Source organism: Burkholderia sp. BCC1047 (assembly GCF_902833155.1).
GTDB lineage: Bacteria > Pseudomonadota > Gammaproteobacteria > Burkholderiales > Burkholderiaceae > Burkholderia > Burkholderia sola.
In genome coordinates this window covers 236942-253798 of the sequence record NZ_CADFEH010000003.1, presented here as the reverse complement: position 1 = coordinate 253798, position 16857 = coordinate 236942, and the positions used below count along the sequence as shown (strand labels likewise).

The following is a 16857-nucleotide window of genomic DNA, read 5'->3' as shown; positions in this document are numbered from 1 at the left end:
GCGCGCCCGCTCCGTCCCCGCTTCACCGGGCGCCCGCGCCATGCGCGAGGAACCGGCGCAGCCGCTCGACGCCCGCGTCGAGCCGCGCCGGATCGCACGCATAACACCAGCGCACGAACCCCTCTCCCTCCGGGCCGAACGCACGCCCGGGCGCCAGGCCGAGCCCCGCGTCGCGCACCAGCGTCTTGCAGAACGCCAGGCTGTCGGCCGCCCCCGGCAACCGCAGGAACAGGTACATCGCGCCCGGCGGAGGCGGCACCTCGACGTCCGGCAGCGTCCGCAGCGCGGCGACCAGGTGATCGCGCGCGTCGCGCAGCGCCGTGACGAACGACCGCACGAACGGCTCGCCGTCGCGCAACGCGACCTCGGCCGCGGCCTGCACGAAGCCCGGCGCGCACGACGTGTTGTATTCGACGAGCTTCGACAGGTCGCCCATCACCGAGGCCGGCGCAATCAGCCATCCGAGCCGCCAGCCCGTCATCGCCCATGCCTTCGAGAACGAATTCACGACCACGACGCGCTCGTCGCGAGACGCGATGTCGAGAAACGACGGCGCGCCGCCCTCGTCGAAGGCAAGCCGCTCGTACACCTCGTCGGCGACCAGCCAGATGCCGTGACGACGGCAATGGGCGAGCACGGCCAGTTGATCGTCGCGCGACATCGTCCAGCCGGTCGGGTTGTTCGGCGAGTTGATCAGCAGCATCCGCGTATCGGGCGTCAGCGCCGCGAGCAGCCGGCCGACGTCGAGCTGCCAGCCCGCGTCGCCGTAGCCGAGCGGCACGCACTCGACCTGCGCGCCCAGGATCTTCGGAATCTCGACGAGATTCGGCCACAGCGGCGTGACGGCGACGACACGCTCGCCCGGCCCGACCAGCATCTGGGCGGCCAGCATCAGCGCACTCACGCCCGAACTCGTCACGGCGACCGTGTCGGCCGCCGTCACACCGTGACGCGCGCTGACGTAGGCCGCGATCGCGTCGCGCAGCGGCGCCGTGCCGAGATTGTGCGTGTAGAAGGTCGCGCCGTCGCGCAGCGCCGCCGCCGCGGCGTCGCGGATGAAGTCCGGCGTCACGCGATCGGATTCGCCGAACCAGAACGGCAGCATGTCCGGCACGCCGAAGCCGGCGTTCGCGACCTCGCGGATCAGCGACGGCCGCAGCGCATGCACCGCGGTGCGCGCCGCCGGCTCATCGTGCGGCGGGAAAAAACCTGCGGAATGCGTCATCGAGAACACCGCGGAGGAACACGATCCGCGTAGTGTACCGGCCGGCAAGCCGGACCGGCGCACGGCGGCGCACGTCAGTCGAGATCCTCGGCCCTTGCCGGCATCTGCCGCACGAGCTCCCAGATCGCCTGCGCGGCGGGCGACAACGACCGGTCGCGGCGGCGCACCAGCTCGACGGTGCGTTCGGTGCGCGGCGTGAGCGGCCGCGCGACCAGCGTCGAGCCGGCAGGCAGCGGCAACGACAGCCACGGCTGCACGCTCACGCCGACACCGGCCTCGACCAGCCCGAACACGGTCGCCGAATGCCCGAGTTCCTGCATGACCGTCGCGTTGACGCGATGCGTGGCCAGCGCCGCGTCGATCAGCGGCCGGCTGCCCGACGCATGATCGAGCAGCACGAGGCGCTCGCCGTCGAGCGCCGTCCACGGCACCTCGGCCCGCGCCGCAAGCGGATGGTCGGCGCGCGCGACGAGGCAGAACGAATCGGTCATCAGCGGCTCGCAGACGATATCGGCGACCGTCAGCGGCCCGATCACGACGCCGAAGTCGACTTCGCTCGACTTCACCTTGCGCAGCACGTCGCTCTGCACGTCGTCGCGCAGGCCGAGCGTCACGAACGGGAACTGGCGCTCGCACGACGCCACCACGCGCGGCATCAGCCTGCAGGCGATCGTCGGGCTTGCCGCGACGATCACGCGCCCGCGACGCTGCTCGCCGATCTCGCGAATCTCGCGCAGCGTGTCGTCGAGATCGTCGAGCAGGCGCGACACGCTCGCGATCAGGTTTCCGCCGACGTCGGTCAGTTGCACGTCGCGCGTCGTCCGGTCGATCAGCTTCAACCCGAGTTCGGCCTCGAGCTCACGCACGCAACGGCTGACCGCGGACTGCGTGAGCCCGATCTCGTCACCCGCCCGACTGAAGCTCTTGAGCCGCGCGACCTCGATGAACACGCGAAGCTGGCGCAGCGTAACGTTCATGTCCCGACCTCATCAATCGCCGATATCGATGCGTGATTCTAATGTGCGAAGCCGTCCGCGGTGAGCGAATCTGGCCCCCGCCGTCCATGTTTCGCTGCGGTGCAATAGATTCGCAAACGCACGTGACATGGGCGAATTGCACAAGATTGGTGATTGTCCCGATTTGCTGACGGGTTATTTTGGCGTCTTATACGCCCCTAGCTGACTTAGCCGTTAGCTCGCTGCCAAGCGGCTCTCGAGGGATTCACCTCCGACATGGCACGCTTCGTGCATTACCTTGCGCACAGGGTGCAGGTTCGTCGGACGGAAGAGCAGAAACGCCGCTGCCGGCCAACCGGACGCCCCCACCCGGCACTCGACGCTCGAGTGCTTGAAGAGTGCGCGGCGCAGGGCAGCGCACCGGAGTTAGCTTCGCTGAGGTGAGGACATGATGCTGTTCGACGATTTGAGAGATAACGAGTGGGCGCTGGTCGAGGGTCTGTTTTGCTCGGAGCCCGCGCGGAGCGAGCGGCGCGGCCGTCCCCGCGTGGAAGCCCGGTCGGTGGTCAACGCCGTGCTGTGGGTGCTGTCGACGGGTGAAGGCTGGTCGAAACTGCCGGGCCGCTACCCGTCCCCGCCGACCTGCCGCCGCCGCTTCGACGAATGGCAGGCGGACGGTACGCTCGCCGAAATCGTGAAACGACTCGGCACGAGCGGCCGGCAAATCTCGCTGCGCGGACGCATCGGCGCAAGCGCGGCGAAGCCGCCCGCCCCGCCGAGCCGCGACCGGCTGCGCGGCGCCTTCTGGACCAATCCGGAATCCTGGCGCGCGCCCGTCAAGATGGCGTAACGAATGCTCGATCGTGCGGCTTCGGCCGCCCGGTGTCTTTCTGCGACGCGACTTCGTTGCGTCGTACGCTTTGCCGTCGATTACCGTTGTCGTGCCGCGAAACATCTATTTACCAATATTTACAGCAAGCCTGCACTCCCACGCTTACCTTAGCGTCATATCAACAGGCCGCACGGACGGCTTGAGAGGGAGCCCCGCCATGAAAACAATGTCACTGCTCGTTGCATGCGGCATTGTCGTTTCCGTGGCGCTGGCCGCTCCTGCCCATGCCGACGATCGCGCGAAGCCGCCCCATCGCCAGCAGGACCACCGCAACAGCCTCCGCCAGCCGCCGGCCGCCAACTCGTCGAGCCGGCAAACCGTGCCGCGCGGCGACCTGCGCGGCGATATCGCCAGCAACGCTCGGGCGCGGATCGGCTCACAGCCGCCCGGCATGTCGCGTCATCCGTAGTCCTGCCGATTTCGAGATTTCGCCAAAGAAAATGCCCGGATCCGGGAACTGCGCCGCATGCGGCGAGTCACATCGTTGCCATGAGCACAGCGTGGCAGCAGCAAAAGTATCCGGTACGCCCGTATCCTCGCGATACGGGCTTTTTTTTGCATCGCCGGCCTGCGCGGCGACGCACGGGCCGGGATGAAGCCCGCTACAGGCGGCTTTCGAGAATCGCCACGGCGCCCGCTTCGCTCAATGCGTAGTCGTCCATGCGGCGATCAGTCCAGGAAAGTAATTTCTCGGCGCGCTCGAGGCGCGAGAATTCGGCTCGACCGCTGTCGGTCAGTACGGCAATGTCGACCGGTGCATGAAAGCCCGGTGCGGGGGCAACGGTCTTCTGCCTGACCGTGTCCATCAGCCCGAGCGAACGGAGATACTCGAACACGCCCGGGCGGCGTGCCCACGGTACCTGGCGGTACTGCACTCGTCTCAATGCGTCGAGCACCGCTTCGTTGGAATACGTGGCCATCTCGATTCTTTCTTAAAGTGCAGCGACAATGCGAAGCGGCGCACCGGGCGGGGTCTCCGCCCGCCGAAACCGCCACCGATTCTGGAGGCCAACGTTGTTCGGCGTCGCGTCAGGGCCGTATCGTCAGCCGTCCATAAAAAGACACCATACCCCAATCAAATTGATTCTGTTCGATTCATTTGTACTTCTCTTCATCGGTTTCATGCTCTGCCGCAAGCAGCGTCGAACCATTTCGATCACCGCCGCCGCGCTGTTCTGGCTGCTCGCGACGGGCTGGCTCGCGGCGCCGCTGATCGCGTGGACCGAGGCCGGCGTCACGCCGGTCGAGCGCCCCGACATGCATGGGCGCACCACGCTGATCCTCATCGGCGCCGGCACGCGCCGCACCGACACCGGATTGCAGCCGCCGCCCGACGGCGTCGCGCGCATCCGCAAGGTTGCGACGCTCTATCGCACATGCCGGCAGCAGGCCGAGCGCTGCACCGTCGTGATGTCCGGCGGCGACCCGCAACATCACGGCGACACGGAGGCGGCCGTCTACGGACGCCAGCTCGTCGCGCAGGGCGTGGCGCCCGCCGACCTCGTGCTCGAACCGAACAGCCGCACGACCTACGAAAACGCGAAATTCACTGCGTCTATACTACGCTCACAGTATGACGACGCGCGCATTCTCGTCACGTCGTCGTATCAGATGCGCCGCGCCCTGCTCGATTTCCGCCGTTTCGGCATCGATCCGCAGCCCGTTTATGCGAATCTCCGCCGTGCGCAGACGGGCTGGCTGCCGCGCTGGCGCAATGTGGTCAACGCCAACCAGGCGCTGCACGAGCTGGTGGGAATCGCGCAATTCCACGTGTATCGCTGGCTCGGCTGGTTCTGACGACACCGGGAAAACCGGCGCGAAAATCACGGTGCCACCGCGGATGGCAGACGCGTGACGAAGTGCGCGAAGTGTTGCGCGACTTCAACGAGGCCTTGCGTCGTGCGACGATCCGGTGCACATTGATCCGTCACTTTTGTTACACTCGACACGCACTCGACGGCGGTCGCCAGACAAAACGGCAACACTCGGGTTCATCACCACTTAGCGGAGGTAAAGCAATGAAGAAGACGTCCCTGGCTATCCTGGTAGCGATGTCGGCGCTGACTGGCGCAGCGTACGCGCAAGAGAGCACGCAGATTCAAACCATCACCGATCCGGCCAAGATCGCCGAGATCGAGCAGCGTGCACAAGCGCTGCAACAGCAACAAGCGGCCGAAGCGGCTCAGCCGGCGGCGCAGGAAGAGCATCACCACGGCAAGAAGGCTGCGCATCACAAGAAGGCCGCCAAGAAGGCGAAGGCTGCAGACGCTGCCAGCCAGTAAGTTCGGCGGCACCGCTTCAGCGAAAAGCCGAATCCGGGCAGCCGGGTTCGGCTTTTTTGGTTGCGGCGCCTGCGCGCTGTGCTAAAGTCGCGCACCGAAATTTTCCACCCGTGCGCACCCCGGTGCGGAGGACAGCATGAGCAACATTCAACTCGACATCGAGTGGACCGAAGCCGCCACTCGCCAGATCAAGCAACTGATGCCCCGCGGCTCGGCCGACGCGTTCCTCGCGCTGCCGCCGATCGAGTGCCTGCCGATGGAGGGCGACGTGCTGTTCCTCGGCCCGCAAGGCAAGCAGCAACCGTTCATCGTTGCCGAGCGCCAGTATCACCATGACGGCGACGCCGACTGGACGATCATCCTGATCCTGGACGTACCCGGCACGTCGCACTGACGCGCCGCCGCGACCGGACACGTCCGGTCGCCCTGCCCGGCTCGCGTTCAGACGAGCTTCGACAGCACGCGGATCTCGGAACGCTCGATCCAGTCCGCGGCCGCTTCGCGATAAGCGAGAATATGCGCGGAACGCGCATGAGCAGCCAACGCCTCCTCGCTTTCCCAACGCTCGACGAATACGAACCGCGCGGGCTCCTTCAGATCCCGGTGCAAGTCGTACTGCAATGCGCCGGCTTCGTTGCGGGTCGGCTCGACGATACCCTCGAGCACGGTGCGCAGTTTTTCCTCCGCGCCCGGCTTCGCCACGATCAGCGCCACGACTGCGATTTCCGCCATTCCCGCCTCCTTCGTCCGAAAAAGTCCGAGAATACGCGAATCCCGCAGCGCGCATCGGCTACGCCGATACGGCATGACGATGGCACAAAAAAAATAGCCCGCGCTTCAGAGAAGCGCGGGCGAAACCGTCGCCCTACGAGGATAGGCGACGGGGCCATCGAGATCCGCACGCGGGTGCGGATCATCATCTGTTGTGCGGACGCTTGTCGCGTCGGCGTGTGAAGGCATCGAGACCGTTGTTTGGCGCACGCGGCGCACGCTCCGGACGCTGACGCCAGCCTCCCCGTCCTAACGATTCCAACCTATAAAGCAGGTTACGTGCCAAGCTCGACATGCACGACACTCCTTTGATTTTTAAGGACAATTTTTTGGATCGGCGACAATGTGACACGTGTTCTGCCGTCGTAACGCCCGGATGTTACGTAACGTCACGAGGCGGGCCGAACCACTAGAACAAACGCACGCGCCAGCAAGCAGCCATGAAAAAAGCCCGCCGGATGGCGGGCTTTTCAGGAGTGCGGAAAACGCCGGGATCAGCGGAGCTGATTCACGAGCAACCCCATGATTTGCCGAGCCGGCGACGACGTGTCGATCGCGCCCGCATCGTCGACGACCGCGACACGCGTCTGATCGGCCGTGAGCGCCTTCACGTTGACGCGATACTGCTTCGCCTGCTTTTCCTTCTTGCCGTGGAACAGCTGGCTCCAGAAGCCCTGCTCGGCCGAGCTCAGATCCTTCGGATCGACATAGCGCACGAAATACAGGCCCTTCGAGCGATCGCGATCGTCGACCGTGAAGTTCGCGCGATCGAGCGCGAGCCCGACGTGCAGCCACGATCGGTCGTACGGCTCGCCGAGCGTGACTTCGGACGGCACGGCCGCATCAGCCGCGTCGCTGCCTTGCGCCGACGTGCGCGACACGTTCTGCGCGGCGATCGCCGCGGCGGCCTTCGACGACGCGTCGGCATCGGCCTTCTTGTCCTTCGGTACCGCGTTGTCCTTGATGTTCGCGATCGGCGGTTCGCCGTTCTTCGCGCGCTGCTCGTTCTGCGCGAGCACGGCCATCAGCCGCTTCAGGTATTCCGTCTCGAGCGCCGGATCGTTCGGCTTCGGCTCCCACTTGCTCGAATCGTTGTTCGCGCCGGTGATCGCCTCGCGCATCCCCTTCTGGCTGATGAACACGTAGGTGCCGCCGTTCGGCGCCGAATCGAGACGCGTACGGTACTTGTTGCGCTCGGCCGTCACGTACGAATTGCCCATCGCCTTCGAGATCACGCTGCGGATCAGGCCGTCGTTGATCTGCGGATGGGTTTCGTTCCAGTCGGTTTCCATCACGCCCTTGTCGCGCTGGTCGACGACGAGCAGGAAGCCCTGCTCCTGCCAGAAACGGCGAACCTGCGGCCAGATCGCGGCTGGTTGCTTGCCGTCGATCACGAGCCAGCTTTCGGTGCCGTCGCGCTGGATATGCATGCCGGCCACGGCCGGTGCGACGGTATCCAGCGCGGGCGCGGCCTGCTGGACCTGCTTGAGCGCGGACAGGGAAGTCGCGCCGCCCTGGGGCGGCAGCGAACGCTGATCGGCCGTCTCGTCGAGCATGTTGGGCGGCACTGCGAGCGACGCTTCCTTCGATTTCGAATCGCTCTTGTAGTCCACTTTCGTGGGCGACGACGTACCGCAACCGGCGACGAGCGCGCCGGTGGCGAGCACTGCAGCGAACCGCATGGTAAGACGAAGATCAGTCATGTTCGGGGAATCCTCTTCCGCTAAATCACGGCGCTTTCCGTGGATCAACCTTGCATTTTACCGGGGCCGCGCTGCGATGTGCAAAAAAGCGACGGCCAAGAAAAAACCCGCGTCAGCTTGAACTGACGCGGGTTCTTGTCTGGTCGGGGCGAGAGGATTTGAACCTCCGACCACCTGCACCCCATGCAGGTACGCTACCAGGCTGCGCTACGCCCCGAAAGAAAAAAATTATAACAGACAGTTCCCCGATTTAGAACGGGTCGCATGCATTTTGTGCCGGTTCTCGTGAAATTTTTTGGCGCGATCGTGCCGATGCAAGCAATCCGCGGCATCGAACCCGCATCGCCTTCACCGCTTGCGCGCGATACAGATGACCGTCAGGCCGGCGATGCGGTTGAAGCGGAACATCGGCAACTCGATGCGGCAGATCGTCTTGAGCAAACCGTTGACGAACGGATGATGACGGCGCAATTGCGACGCAGGCTCGCGCGGATGCGAACGCGCCCGCTCGCCCAGCCTCAGTGCGGCCGCGAGCGGAAACGTCAGGCCGAAATAATAGGCGCCGTGCTCGACGTCGAGCCCCGCGCGCCGGACCACGTCCTCGAGGCCGCCGAGCGTGTACCTGCGCTTGTGCTCGAGAAAATCGTCGTGGCCGCTCCACAGGAACTGGAACGCGGGGACCGTAATCAGGAACCGGCTGCCCGAAGGCGCGCCCTTCACATACTGCGTCAGCAACCCGACGTCGTCGTCGACATGCTCGAGCACGTCCATCAGCAACACGAGATCGGCGTCGAATCGATCGACGGAGCGCCGAAAGTGGATGGGCTTGCCGGCCGCCTCGCCGTCGCTGTCGTCGGCGTAGCTCGTGTCGACACACCATGCTTCCGTCGCCGGCGTGCGCTCGAGCAGATGCTTCGAGAAAAAGCCGGAGCCCGCACCGACGTCGAGTATCCGGTTCGCGCCCGACGCGCCCAGGAACCGGCGAATGGCGCTCGCCTTCGACGCGTAGTACCAGTGATCGCCCACCCCCGCACCCAGTACGTCGACTTCCTTCAGGTCCATGGCGCTTCCCCGTGATGGCTGCCGTGTTGTGATGTCGAATTCGCCACTGAGCCGATCTTACCTCGCCGCCCGCGTCGATCGTATCCGTCGATGCCCGGGGCCGCGCCGCTTCGGCATCCGGTGAAACCCGCGCCGGCCATGGTCGGCCGCGGGTTTTCAGGGGCGCGTCGAAAGACGCCGGCCGGCGGTCCGGACAAACCAAACGATCGTTTGATCCGACCGTCCGTCCACCGCGAAACCATTATCCGGCAGCCCGCCAGCGCGCCGTAACCGGGCGGCCGTTGTTTGGTAACGCCGCTCTAGCGCGCTATGACACACTGCACGGCATCGACGCTCGCGCCGTGCAGTGGCGCGCGCCGCCGTCGATCAAGACAAGACATGGAGACAGACGATGCGGAATGCGGTCCGGCGCGGCCATCGCTCGCCTTTGGCAATTTTCGACCGGGTTGCCGGCCTGCGACGCACGGCCGCCCCGCGATCACACACGATATCCCGCGTGTTCGGCTGCGGTGCGCTGGCGCTCGCGCTGCTGTGCGCCGGCTGCGCGGAATCGGCCGCGCAGCGCGACAGCAACACGTCGATCGCATCGACGAAGATCGAACGCACGAAGGCCGAGCGCCTCGCGCGCGAGCAGCAAATCGCGCGCACCGTGCCGTCGCTCGCGTCGATCAGCCTCACGCAGCCGCGCCCGTTCACGCTGCGCGACTCGGGCCAGAACGGCGCGATGACGTTCCTGCGCGACGTCGATTTCCGCGTCGTCAACAATCTCGGCTTCTTCATTCATCAGTTATCGGCCACGCTCGTGCCCACGCAGGCCGGCGCGCCGATCGTATTCGACGATCCCACGAGCTTCGAGATCGACGTGCACGAAGGCACGGTCACACTCGACAACGCGAAACTGACCGCCCTCTTCAACACCTACATCTTCGGCTATCGCAACGCGCCGCTGCGCAAGCTCGCGGTATCGGCCGGCGACGGCGTGATCCATCTGCAAGGCGAGATGCAGCGCGACGGCTGGGTACCGTTCTCGCTGACCGGCACGCTCGCGATCCGCGACGGCAGCCAGCTCGTGTTCCACCCGACCGGCGTACGCGTGTCGGGCCTCGACGCGCAGCCGGTGATGCGCGCGGCCAACGTGAAAATGGCCGACCTGCTGAAGGTGCAGACGCCGATCGCGCAACTCGCCGGCGACGATCTCGTGATGGCGGTCGACAAGCTGATGCCGCCGCCGCGCCTCAAGCTCACGATCACCGCGCTGCGCGTAACGCCGGCGGGCCTCGACCTGAAGCTCGACGACGGCACGCATGCGGGCTTCGCGATGCCCGCGAACGCGCCGCAGCAAGCGATGTACATTCGCGGCGGCGACGTGAAGTTCATGCGCTCGATGCCGATGAACGCGGACATCCTGATCGGTCCGCTCGACACGTCGAAGCACGACCAGACGTTCGTGTTCGACCTGTACCACTATCGCGACCAGGTATCGGCCGGCTACTTCAACTTCGACGAAAGCGGCGCGATGGCGATCCGGATGCCTTCATATGCGGGCCGGGCGAGCGGCGCGCTGCTCGGCAACGCGGCCGCGCGCCTGAACGACAGCTTCCTCGCCGCGCAGCAGAATGCGCTGCGCGACGTGCGCCAGCACTGGGAAGCGTACGCGCTCGCGGCGGACGCCGCGCGGCCCGGCATGCAGAAGGTCGCGATGCGGCGCACGTCGACGACGCCGTTCAACGAGCGGCACGTGTCGAACCGCAACCCGACGATCCATCTGCGCAACGTCGACTTCAACCTGTCCGGCGATATCGGTTTTCATGTCGAGGATCTCGACGTGGAACTCGTGTCGAAGCGCGCCGGCGAACCTATCGATCTCGACGACCCGAACCAGTACGACATCCGCATTCTCGGCGGCACGGTCGTCGAGTCGTGGAAGGCGATGTCGGCGCTGTTCAACGACTACCTGCTCGACTATTCGCCGCGTTCGCTGAACGGCCTGCAACTGAGCGCGGACGGGCAGAACCTGCGCGTCCAGGGCGGCATCAAGCTGTGGAATCACGTGCCGGGCGTCTGGCTGCCGACCGACATGAAGGGCTCGCTGACGGTGCTCGACGACCGCCACCTCGCATTCAGGCCGTCGCAGGTGTCGGTGCTCGGTATCCCGCAGGCGACGCTGCTGCGCTCGCTCGGCATTGAGCTGTCGTCGCTGACGCCGCTGCAGCGGCGCGGCGCGGAACTGCGCGGCGACACGCTCGTGCTCGACCAGTACACAGTGTTTCCGCCGCCCGTGCTGAACGGCAAGCTCGCGCAGGCGACGGTCGAGCGCGATGGCTTGCGTCTGACGTTCCGGCGTGCAGCGGGCGCGCCCGCGCCGAAGCGGCCGCAGATCGATGCGCCGAGCTATATGTGGATGGAAGGCGGCGACATGAAGATGTTCAACGTGCTCGAACTGAACGTACGCGCGCTGATCCGGAATTCGGCCGAGGCCGGGCCGATGCGGTTCGACCTGTACGGGTACCGCAACCAGGTCGCGCAGGGCTCGGTGCGGATGCTGCCGGACGGCACGCTGGTCGTCGACATGGGCCGGAAGAATCCGCTCGCGTCGCGCTGATCCGCACGCGCGATACGTATGAAAAAAGCCCGGTGGCGGTTGCCAACCGGGCTTTCCCATACATCCTGCGCGCCGTACGTTCAGTCGTGTTTCAGGCCGTCGATCACGTCCAGCAGTGCCTGCCGCAACGCGGTCACATCGACGTTGGCGCCCGCCCTGGCCGCTCCGCGCGCATCGGCTGCCTGCATATCGGATTCGACCGGCTCCGCCGCGGCCCGCTCGCTGCCCGGCGAATCGAGCCGGTTGCGCGCGCCGTTGATCGTGAAGCCCTGCTCGTACAGCAACTCGCGAATCCGCCGGATCAGCAGCACTTCGTGATGCTGGTAATACCGCCGGTTGCCGCGCCGCTTCACCGGCCGCAGCTGAGTGAACTCCTGTTCCCAGTAACGCAGCACGTGTGGTTTGACCCCGCACAGTTCGCTGACTTCGCCGATCGTGAAGTAGCGCTTCGCGGGAATCGGAGGCAAGACGACTTTCTCAACCGTGGTGGTCATCGGTTAACCGTCGGTAAGGGTGCGCGGCGGCCGCGCGGGGCGTGGGCGCGTATTATTCCGCGCCGTTTTCGACCAGCGCCTTCAGCTTCTGGCTCGCGTGGAAGGTTACCACCCGGCGGGCCGCGATCGGAATCGCCTCGCCCGTCTTCGGGTTGCGGCCCGGACGCTGCGGCTTGTCGCGCAGCTGGAAATTGCCGAACCCCGACAGCTTGACGCTTTCGCCGTTTTCGAGCGCATCGCGGATCACTTCGAAAAACGCCTCGACCATGTCCTTCGCTTCACGCTTGTTCAGCCCGACGCTGTCGAACAGCAGCTCCGCCAGTTCCGCCTTCGTCAGCGTCGGCGTCTCGGTGGACGCCGGCGCCGAAGCGTCGCGGTTCATGGCGCTGCGTTGCGCCGTCAGGAGGGCTTCGAATTCACTCGAGGTCATGTCGTTCATATCTGCCATACAGCGCGTTGAATCAAAACTTACGATGGAAAAAGCCGCCCGCGAACGGGCGGGCCCTCTCCTTAGCCGCGCAGGCGCGCACCGGCGCGAGCCATCCGCTCGACCAGCGTCTGGATCGCCTGGTCGACGACCTCGTCCTGCAGCGTGCCAGCCGCGTCCTGCAGCGTCACGCGGAAGGCCAGGCTCTTCTCGTTCGCGGCAAGACCACCGGAAGTATTTGATTTTGCACGAAATTCGTCAAAGAGTACAACCTTCTGAACGAATCGGCAGGCGTCTTCGGCAAGCGCCTTCTTCATTTCGTCGAAAAGTGCCTGAACCTCGACCGCCTGATCGACGACAACGGCGATATCGCGGCGGACCGGCGGGAATTTCGACACGTCGGTCGGCGCGGGCAGCGCACGTGCAGTCAGCGCATCCGCGTCGATTTCGAACATCACCGGCGCGTGCGGCAGCTCGTACTTCTGCATCAGGCGCGGATGCAGCTCGCCGATCCAGCCGACCGCACGGCCATCGACTTCGATGCGCGCGCTGCGGCCCGGATGAAGGGCCGGATGCTCGGCCTTCACGAAACGCGCGGCCGCCGGCGCGAGCAGCGCCTCGAGGTCGCCCTTCACGTCGAAGAAATCGACCGCGCGGGTCACGACGCCCCACTGCTCGTCGAATGCCGGACCGTACGCCAGCGCGCCGACGCGCTTCGGCTGCGCATGACCTTCGACCGCCAGTTCGCCGGCCTTCACCGACGGATCGGCAATGAACACGCGCCCCGATTCGAACACGCGCACGCGATCAGCGCGGCGGTTCAGGTTGTGGCGCAGCACCGAGATCAGGCTGCCGAACAGCGTCGTGCGCATGACCGAAAGCTGGCTCGCGATCGGGTTCAGCAGACGGATCGGGTTGTCGTTGCCCGCGAAATCCTGCTCCCACTCCGCATCGACGAAGCTGAAGTTGACGGTTTCCGCGTAGTCGCGCGCGGCGAGCGCGTGACGGATGTCGTGGATCGAACGCCGCGTCTCGTGGGTCGCGCGCATTTCGCTCGTCGCGACCGGCGGCCGCGCCGGAATCTTCTCGAAGCCGTAGATGCGCGCCACTTCCTCGATCAGGTCTTCCTCGATCTCGATGTCGAAGCGGTGCGACGGCGGCGTGACGAGGAACGCGTCGTCTTCACGCTCGAACGGCAGGCCGAGGCGCGTGAAGATGTTCGCGATCTCGTCGGCGTCGATCTTCACGCCGATGATGCGGTTCGCGCGCGACACGCGCATCTTCACCGGCACGCGCTGCGGCAGGTTCACCGCCTGATCGTCGACCGGGCCGGCCTTGCCGCCGCAGATTTCGAGGATCAGTTGCGTGATGCGCTCGACGTGCTCGACGGTCGTCGCGTAATCGACGCCGCGCTCGAAGCGATGGGCCGCATCGGTCGAGAAGTTGTACTTGCGCGCGCGGCCGCGGATGCTGTCCGGCCACCAGAACGCGGCTTCGAGGTAGATGTTGGTCGTATCGAGCGTGACGGCCGTGCTGTCGCCGCCCATGATGCCGGCCAGGCTTTCGACCTGACGATCGTCCGCGATCACGCCGACCGTTTCGTCGAGTTCGACCGTGTTGCCGTTGAGCAGCTTCAGCGATTCGCCGCGCTTGCCCCAGCGCACTTCGATGCCGCCGTGGATCTTGTCGAGATCGAACACGTGCGACGGGCGGCTGAGCTCGAACATCACGTAGTTCGAGATGTCGACGAGCGCGGACACGCTGCGCTGGCCCGAACGCTCGAGGCGCTCGACCATCCACTGCGGCGTCTTCGCGTGCGCATTCACGCCGCGGATCACGCGACCCGAGAAGCGGCCGCACAGATCGGGCGCAGCGATGCGCACCGGCAGCGTCTCGTCGAGCTCGACGTTCACCGGGCGGATGTCGACCGGCGTCAGCGGTGCGCCGGTGATCGCGGCCGTCTCGCGCGCGATACCGAACACCGACAGGCAGTCGGCCTTGTTCGGCGTCAGCTTGATTTCGAAGATCGTGTCGTCGAGATTGAGCGTCTCGCGGATGTCCTGGCCGATCGGCGTATCTTCCGGCAGGATCAGCAGCCCGCTGTGATCCTCGGACAATTTCAGCTCGCGCGCCGAGCACAGCATCCCCTGGCTCTCCACGCCGCGCAGCTTCGACAGCTTGATCGCGAACGGCTTGCCGCCCTCTTCCGCCGGCGGCAGTTCCGCGCCGACCAGCGCGACCGGCACCTTGATGCCGGGCGCCACGTTCGGGGCGCCGCACACGATGTTCAGCGTCGCGCCGGTGCCGGCGTCGACCTGGCAGACATTGAGCTTGTCCGCATCCGGATGCTTGACGACTTCGAGCACGCGACCGACGACGATCTTCGACGTCGGCGGCGCAGCCTTGCTCAGCGATTCGACTTCGAGCCCCGCCATCGTCAGCGCGTGCGACAGGGCGTCGGTCGTCAGCTGCGGGTCGACAAAGGTTCTCAACCAGGATTCAGGGAATTGCATGGATGTCTACGTTCGAAACAGGTTAGATCGACGCCCGGGCCCCGTCGGAAACGTCCGTCTGGGCGTGCGCGGGCACAGGTCGGCGCGGCGAGCGGCGTTATGCGAACTGGCGCAGGAAACGCAGGTCGTTCTCGAAGAACAGCCGCAGATCCTGGACGCCGTAGCGCAGCATCGTCAGGCGCTCGAGGCCGCTGCCGAACGCGAAACCGATGTAGCGCTCGGGGTCGAGGCCCATGTTGCGGATCACGGTCGGATGCACCTGCCCCGAGCCGGAAATTTCGAGCCACTTGCCGGCGTTCTTGCCGTGCTCGAACATCATGTCGATCTCGGCCGACGGTTCCGTGAACGGGAAATACGACGGACGGAAGCGCACGAGGATGTCGTCGCGCTCGAAGAATTTTTTCAGGAAGTCGGTATAGACGCCCTTGAGGTCGGCGAAGCTGATGTTTTCGTCGATCCACAACCCCTCGACCTGATTGAACATCGGCGAGTGGGTCGCATCGCTGTCGACGCGATACGTGCGGCCCGGCGCGATCACCTTGATCGGCGGACGGTTCATGCGCGCATAACGCACCTGCATCGGGCTCGTGTGCGTGCGCAGCAGCAGCTGGCGGCCGTCGGCATCCTTGCCTTCGACGTAGAACGTGTCCTGCATCGAACGCGCCGGATGGTTCTCCGGGCTGTTCAGCGACGTGAAGTTGTACCAGTCGGTCTCGATTTCGGGGCCGTCGGCCACGTCGAAACCGATCGAGCCGAAAATCTGTTCGACACGCTCCCACGTGCGCATCACCGGGTGCAGGCTGCCTGCACCGGCGCCACGGCCCGGCAACGTCACGTCGATCGCTTCGGCGGTGAGGCGCTGATTCAGCAGCGCGTCGGCCAGGGCCTGGCGACGGGCGGTGAGCGCGGCTTCGACCTGCTGCTTCGCGACGTTGATGCGTGCGCCTTCGGTCTTGCGTGCTTCGGGATCGAGCTTGCCGAGGCCCTTGAGCAACTCGGTCAGCGCACCCGATTTGCCGAGAAATCGGGCTTTCTCGTTTTCGAGCGTGGTGATGTCGGCAGCCTGTTCGAAGGACTGCTGCGCGTCGGCGACAATCTGGTCCAGATCCATAGATCCCATCATTTCCAACGTCATTCGGTCTTGGCGAGCGAAATGGCCTCGCCAAACAAAAAAGGGGCTCGGAAGAGCCCCGTTTTCGCTGCAGCGGCCGAGACTACCGGAACCTCGCTGCAACTAACCACGCAGTGCTAATTTCGCAATTAGGCTGCAACGGCGGCTTTCACCTGCTTGACGATCGCAGCAAAAGCAGCCTTGTCGAACACCGCCATGTCGGCCAGCACCTTACGGTCGAGTTCGATCGACGCCTTCTTCAGGCCGTTGATGAACACGCTGTAGGTCATGTCGTGCTGGCGAACTGCCGCGTTGATACGCGTGATCCACAGTGCGCGGAACACACGCTTCTTGTTGCGGCGATCGCGATACGCATACTGACCAGCGCGCATCACCGCCTGCTTGGCGATGCGGTAGACGTTATTGCGGCGGCCGCGATAACCCTTGGCCAGGTTGATGATCTTCTTGTGGCGGGCCCGTGCGGTTACCCCACGTTTGACTCGAGGCATGTTTCTCTCCTTGGAGTATCAGTTGAGGGGTTACGCGAACGGGAGCATCGCGCGGACGGAGTTCAGATCGGAATCATGAACTGCCGTTGCGCCGCGCAGATGGCGCTTGTTCTTCGTGGTTTTCTTGGTCAGGATGTGACGCTTGAAGGCTTGACCGCGCTTGACGGTACCGCCCGGACGCACCACGAAGCGCTTTGCAGCGCTCTTCTTGGTCTTCATCTTAGGCATGACGAACAACTCCAGTTTATTAGATGGCGATGGGTGTGCGGTTGGCTTGCGCCCTTGACCCGCCCTTCGAAACCCAGTCCAC

At 65.2% G+C, this 16857-nt stretch carries 17 protein-coding genes, 1 tRNA gene and 1 pseudogene; 6 read left to right on the top strand and 13 right to left on the bottom strand.

Annotation, left to right across the window (positions count from 1 at the left end):
* Positions 1-22 precede the first annotated feature (22 nt).
* Both HWX55_RS05120 and HWX55_RS05115 read right to left on the bottom strand, forming a co-directional pair.
* Entirely contained in the window at positions 23-1225 is a 1203-nt protein-coding gene (locus HWX55_RS05120) for a pyridoxal phosphate-dependent aminotransferase (protein WP_175974466.1), read from the bottom strand.
* Between the two features lie 74 nt (positions 1226-1299).
* Positions 1300-2202 carry a LysR family transcriptional regulator gene (locus tag HWX55_RS05115; RefSeq protein WP_089488385.1) on the bottom strand — a complete coding sequence of 301 codons (903 nt, stop codon included), beginning with the start codon at positions 2200-2202 and terminating at the stop codon, positions 1300-1302.
* Between the two features lie 430 nt (positions 2203-2632).
* On the opposite strand from HWX55_RS05115, the pseudogene HWX55_RS05110 reads away from it, so the two are divergent.
* Positions 2633-3019 (top strand): annotated as a pseudogene (locus HWX55_RS05110) (transposase); the annotation flags it as partial.
* Between the two features lie 211 nt (positions 3020-3230).
* The gene (locus tag HWX55_RS05105; RefSeq protein ID WP_050012479.1) at positions 3231-3482 is read left to right on the top strand and encodes a hypothetical protein; all 252 of its coding nucleotides are present in this window, start codon (positions 3231-3233) and stop codon (positions 3480-3482) included.
* Between the two features lie 193 nt (positions 3483-3675).
* Here HWX55_RS05105 and HWX55_RS05100 read toward each other — a convergent pair whose 3' ends face one another.
* The gene (locus HWX55_RS05100; RefSeq protein ID WP_050012478.1) at positions 3676-3993 is read right to left on the bottom strand and encodes a hypothetical protein; all 318 of its coding nucleotides are present in this window, start codon (positions 3991-3993) and stop codon (positions 3676-3678) included.
* 160 nt (positions 3994-4153) lie between these two features.
* Here HWX55_RS05100 and HWX55_RS05095 point away from each other — a divergent pair, with 160 nt between their 5' ends.
* From HWX55_RS05095 to HWX55_RS05085, 3 genes are all read left to right on the top strand, one after another.
* The gene (locus HWX55_RS05095; RefSeq protein ID WP_175974739.1) at positions 4154-4870 is read left to right on the top strand and encodes a YdcF family protein; all 717 of its coding nucleotides are present in this window, start codon (positions 4154-4156) and stop codon (positions 4868-4870) included.
* A 221-nt stretch (positions 4871-5091) separates the two neighbouring features.
* On the top strand, positions 5092-5355 hold the full coding sequence (locus tag HWX55_RS05090) for a hypothetical protein (protein ID WP_050012476.1): 264 nt from the start codon (positions 5092-5094) through the stop codon (positions 5353-5355).
* Positions 5356-5491: 136 nt separating this feature from the next.
* Entirely contained in the window at positions 5492-5749 is a 258-nt protein-coding gene (locus tag HWX55_RS05085) for a hypothetical protein (RefSeq protein WP_034184019.1), read from the top strand.
* A gap of 47 nt (positions 5750-5796) precedes the next feature.
* Here HWX55_RS05085 and HWX55_RS05080 read toward each other — a convergent pair whose 3' ends face one another.
* The 4 genes from HWX55_RS05080 to HWX55_RS05065 form a co-directional block, all read right to left on the bottom strand.
* Complete coding sequence (locus HWX55_RS05080) at positions 5797-6087, bottom strand: putative quinol monooxygenase (protein ID WP_027810280.1); 291 nt, start codon at positions 6085-6087, stop codon at positions 5797-5799.
* Positions 6088-6620: 533 nt separating this feature from the next.
* Positions 6621-7829: an outer membrane protein assembly factor BamC gene (gene bamC, locus HWX55_RS05075; RefSeq protein WP_175974464.1), complete on the bottom strand. Its 1209-nt coding sequence runs from the start codon at positions 7827-7829 to the stop codon at positions 6621-6623.
* A 140-nt stretch (positions 7830-7969) separates the two neighbouring features.
* Positions 7970-8046 (bottom strand) — tRNA-Pro (locus HWX55_RS05070).
* A gap of 131 nt (positions 8047-8177) precedes the next feature.
* Positions 8178-8891, bottom strand: coding sequence for a methyltransferase domain-containing protein (locus tag HWX55_RS05065; RefSeq protein ID WP_175974462.1), 714 nt, complete (start codon positions 8889-8891; stop codon positions 8178-8180).
* Between the two features lie 391 nt (positions 8892-9282).
* On the opposite strand from HWX55_RS05065, the gene HWX55_RS05060 reads away from it, so the two are divergent.
* A complete protein-coding gene (locus tag HWX55_RS05060) occupies positions 9283-11493 on the top strand; it encodes a hypothetical protein (protein WP_175974460.1) in 2211 nt (736 codons plus the stop codon).
* A gap of 80 nt (positions 11494-11573) precedes the next feature.
* Here HWX55_RS05060 and HWX55_RS05055 read toward each other — a convergent pair whose 3' ends face one another.
* The 6 genes from HWX55_RS05055 to rpmI form a co-directional block, all read right to left on the bottom strand.
* Positions 11574-11987: a MerR family transcriptional regulator gene (locus HWX55_RS05055; RefSeq protein WP_175974458.1), complete on the bottom strand. Its 414-nt coding sequence runs from the start codon at positions 11985-11987 to the stop codon at positions 11574-11576.
* 52 nt (positions 11988-12039) lie between these two features.
* On the bottom strand, positions 12040-12426 hold the full coding sequence (locus tag HWX55_RS05050; protein WP_006486093.1) for an integration host factor subunit alpha: 387 nt from the start codon (positions 12424-12426) through the stop codon (positions 12040-12042).
* Positions 12427-12497: 71 nt separating this feature from the next.
* Positions 12498-14927, bottom strand: coding sequence for a phenylalanine--tRNA ligase subunit beta (pheT, locus tag HWX55_RS05045; protein WP_175974456.1), 2430 nt, complete (start codon positions 14925-14927; stop codon positions 12498-12500).
* A gap of 97 nt (positions 14928-15024) precedes the next feature.
* Positions 15025-16038 carry a phenylalanine--tRNA ligase subunit alpha gene (gene pheS / locus HWX55_RS05040; protein WP_050012469.1) on the bottom strand — a complete coding sequence of 338 codons (1014 nt, stop codon included), beginning with the start codon at positions 16036-16038 and terminating at the stop codon, positions 15025-15027.
* Between the two features lie 149 nt (positions 16039-16187).
* Positions 16188-16547, bottom strand: a complete 360-nt coding sequence (gene rplT / locus HWX55_RS05035) for a 50S ribosomal protein L20 (protein ID WP_004192938.1) — start codon at positions 16545-16547, stop codon at positions 16188-16190.
* 30 nt (positions 16548-16577) lie between these two features.
* Positions 16578-16775 (bottom strand): 50S ribosomal protein L35, encoded by a 198-nt coding sequence (gene rpmI, locus HWX55_RS05030; RefSeq protein ID WP_004191477.1) that lies wholly within the window; start codon positions 16773-16775, stop codon positions 16578-16580.
* Between the last annotated feature and the right edge of the window lie 82 nt (positions 16776-16857).

Coding starts and splice junctions, on each gene's coding strand:
- HWX55_RS05120 (WP_175974466.1), bottom strand. CDS start 1,225: ATGACGCATTCCGCAGGTTTTTTCCCGCCGCACGATGAGCCGGCGGCG.
- HWX55_RS05115 (WP_089488385.1), bottom strand. CDS start 2,202: ATGAACGTTACGCTGCGCCAGCTTCGCGTGTTCATCGAGGTCGCGCGG.
- HWX55_RS05105 (WP_050012479.1), top strand. CDS start 3,231: ATGAAAACAATGTCACTGCTCGTTGCATGCGGCATTGTCGTTTCCGTG.
- HWX55_RS05100 (WP_050012478.1), bottom strand. CDS start 3,993: ATGGCCACGTATTCCAACGAAGCGGTGCTCGACGCATTGAGACGAGTG.
- HWX55_RS05090 (WP_050012476.1), top strand. CDS start 5,092: ATGAAGAAGACGTCCCTGGCTATCCTGGTAGCGATGTCGGCGCTGACT.
- HWX55_RS05085 (WP_034184019.1), top strand. CDS start 5,492: ATGAGCAACATTCAACTCGACATCGAGTGGACCGAAGCCGCCACTCGC.
- HWX55_RS05080 (WP_027810280.1), bottom strand. CDS start 6,087: ATGGCGGAAATCGCAGTCGTGGCGCTGATCGTGGCGAAGCCGGGCGCG.
- bamC (WP_175974464.1), bottom strand. CDS start 7,829: ATGACTGATCTTCGTCTTACCATGCGGTTCGCTGCAGTGCTCGCCACC.
- HWX55_RS05065 (WP_175974462.1), bottom strand. CDS start 8,891: ATGGACCTGAAGGAAGTCGACGTACTGGGTGCGGGGGTGGGCGATCAC.
- HWX55_RS05060 (WP_175974460.1), top strand. CDS start 9,283: ATGCGGAATGCGGTCCGGCGCGGCCATCGCTCGCCTTTGGCAATTTTC.
- HWX55_RS05055 (WP_175974458.1), bottom strand. CDS start 11,987: ATGACCACCACGGTTGAGAAAGTCGTCTTGCCTCCGATTCCCGCGAAG.
- HWX55_RS05050 (WP_006486093.1), bottom strand. CDS start 12,426: ATGAACGACATGACCTCGAGTGAATTCGAAGCCCTCCTGACGGCGCAA.
- pheT (WP_175974456.1), bottom strand. CDS start 14,927: ATGCAATTCCCTGAATCCTGGTTGAGAACCTTTGTCGACCCGCAGCTG.
- pheS (WP_050012469.1), bottom strand. CDS start 16,038: ATGGATCTGGACCAGATTGTCGCCGACGCGCAGCAGTCCTTCGAACAG.
- rplT (WP_004192938.1), bottom strand. CDS start 16,547: ATGCCTCGAGTCAAACGTGGGGTAACCGCACGGGCCCGCCACAAGAAG.
- rpmI (WP_004191477.1), bottom strand. CDS start 16,775: ATGCCTAAGATGAAGACCAAGAAGAGCGCTGCAAAGCGCTTCGTGGTG.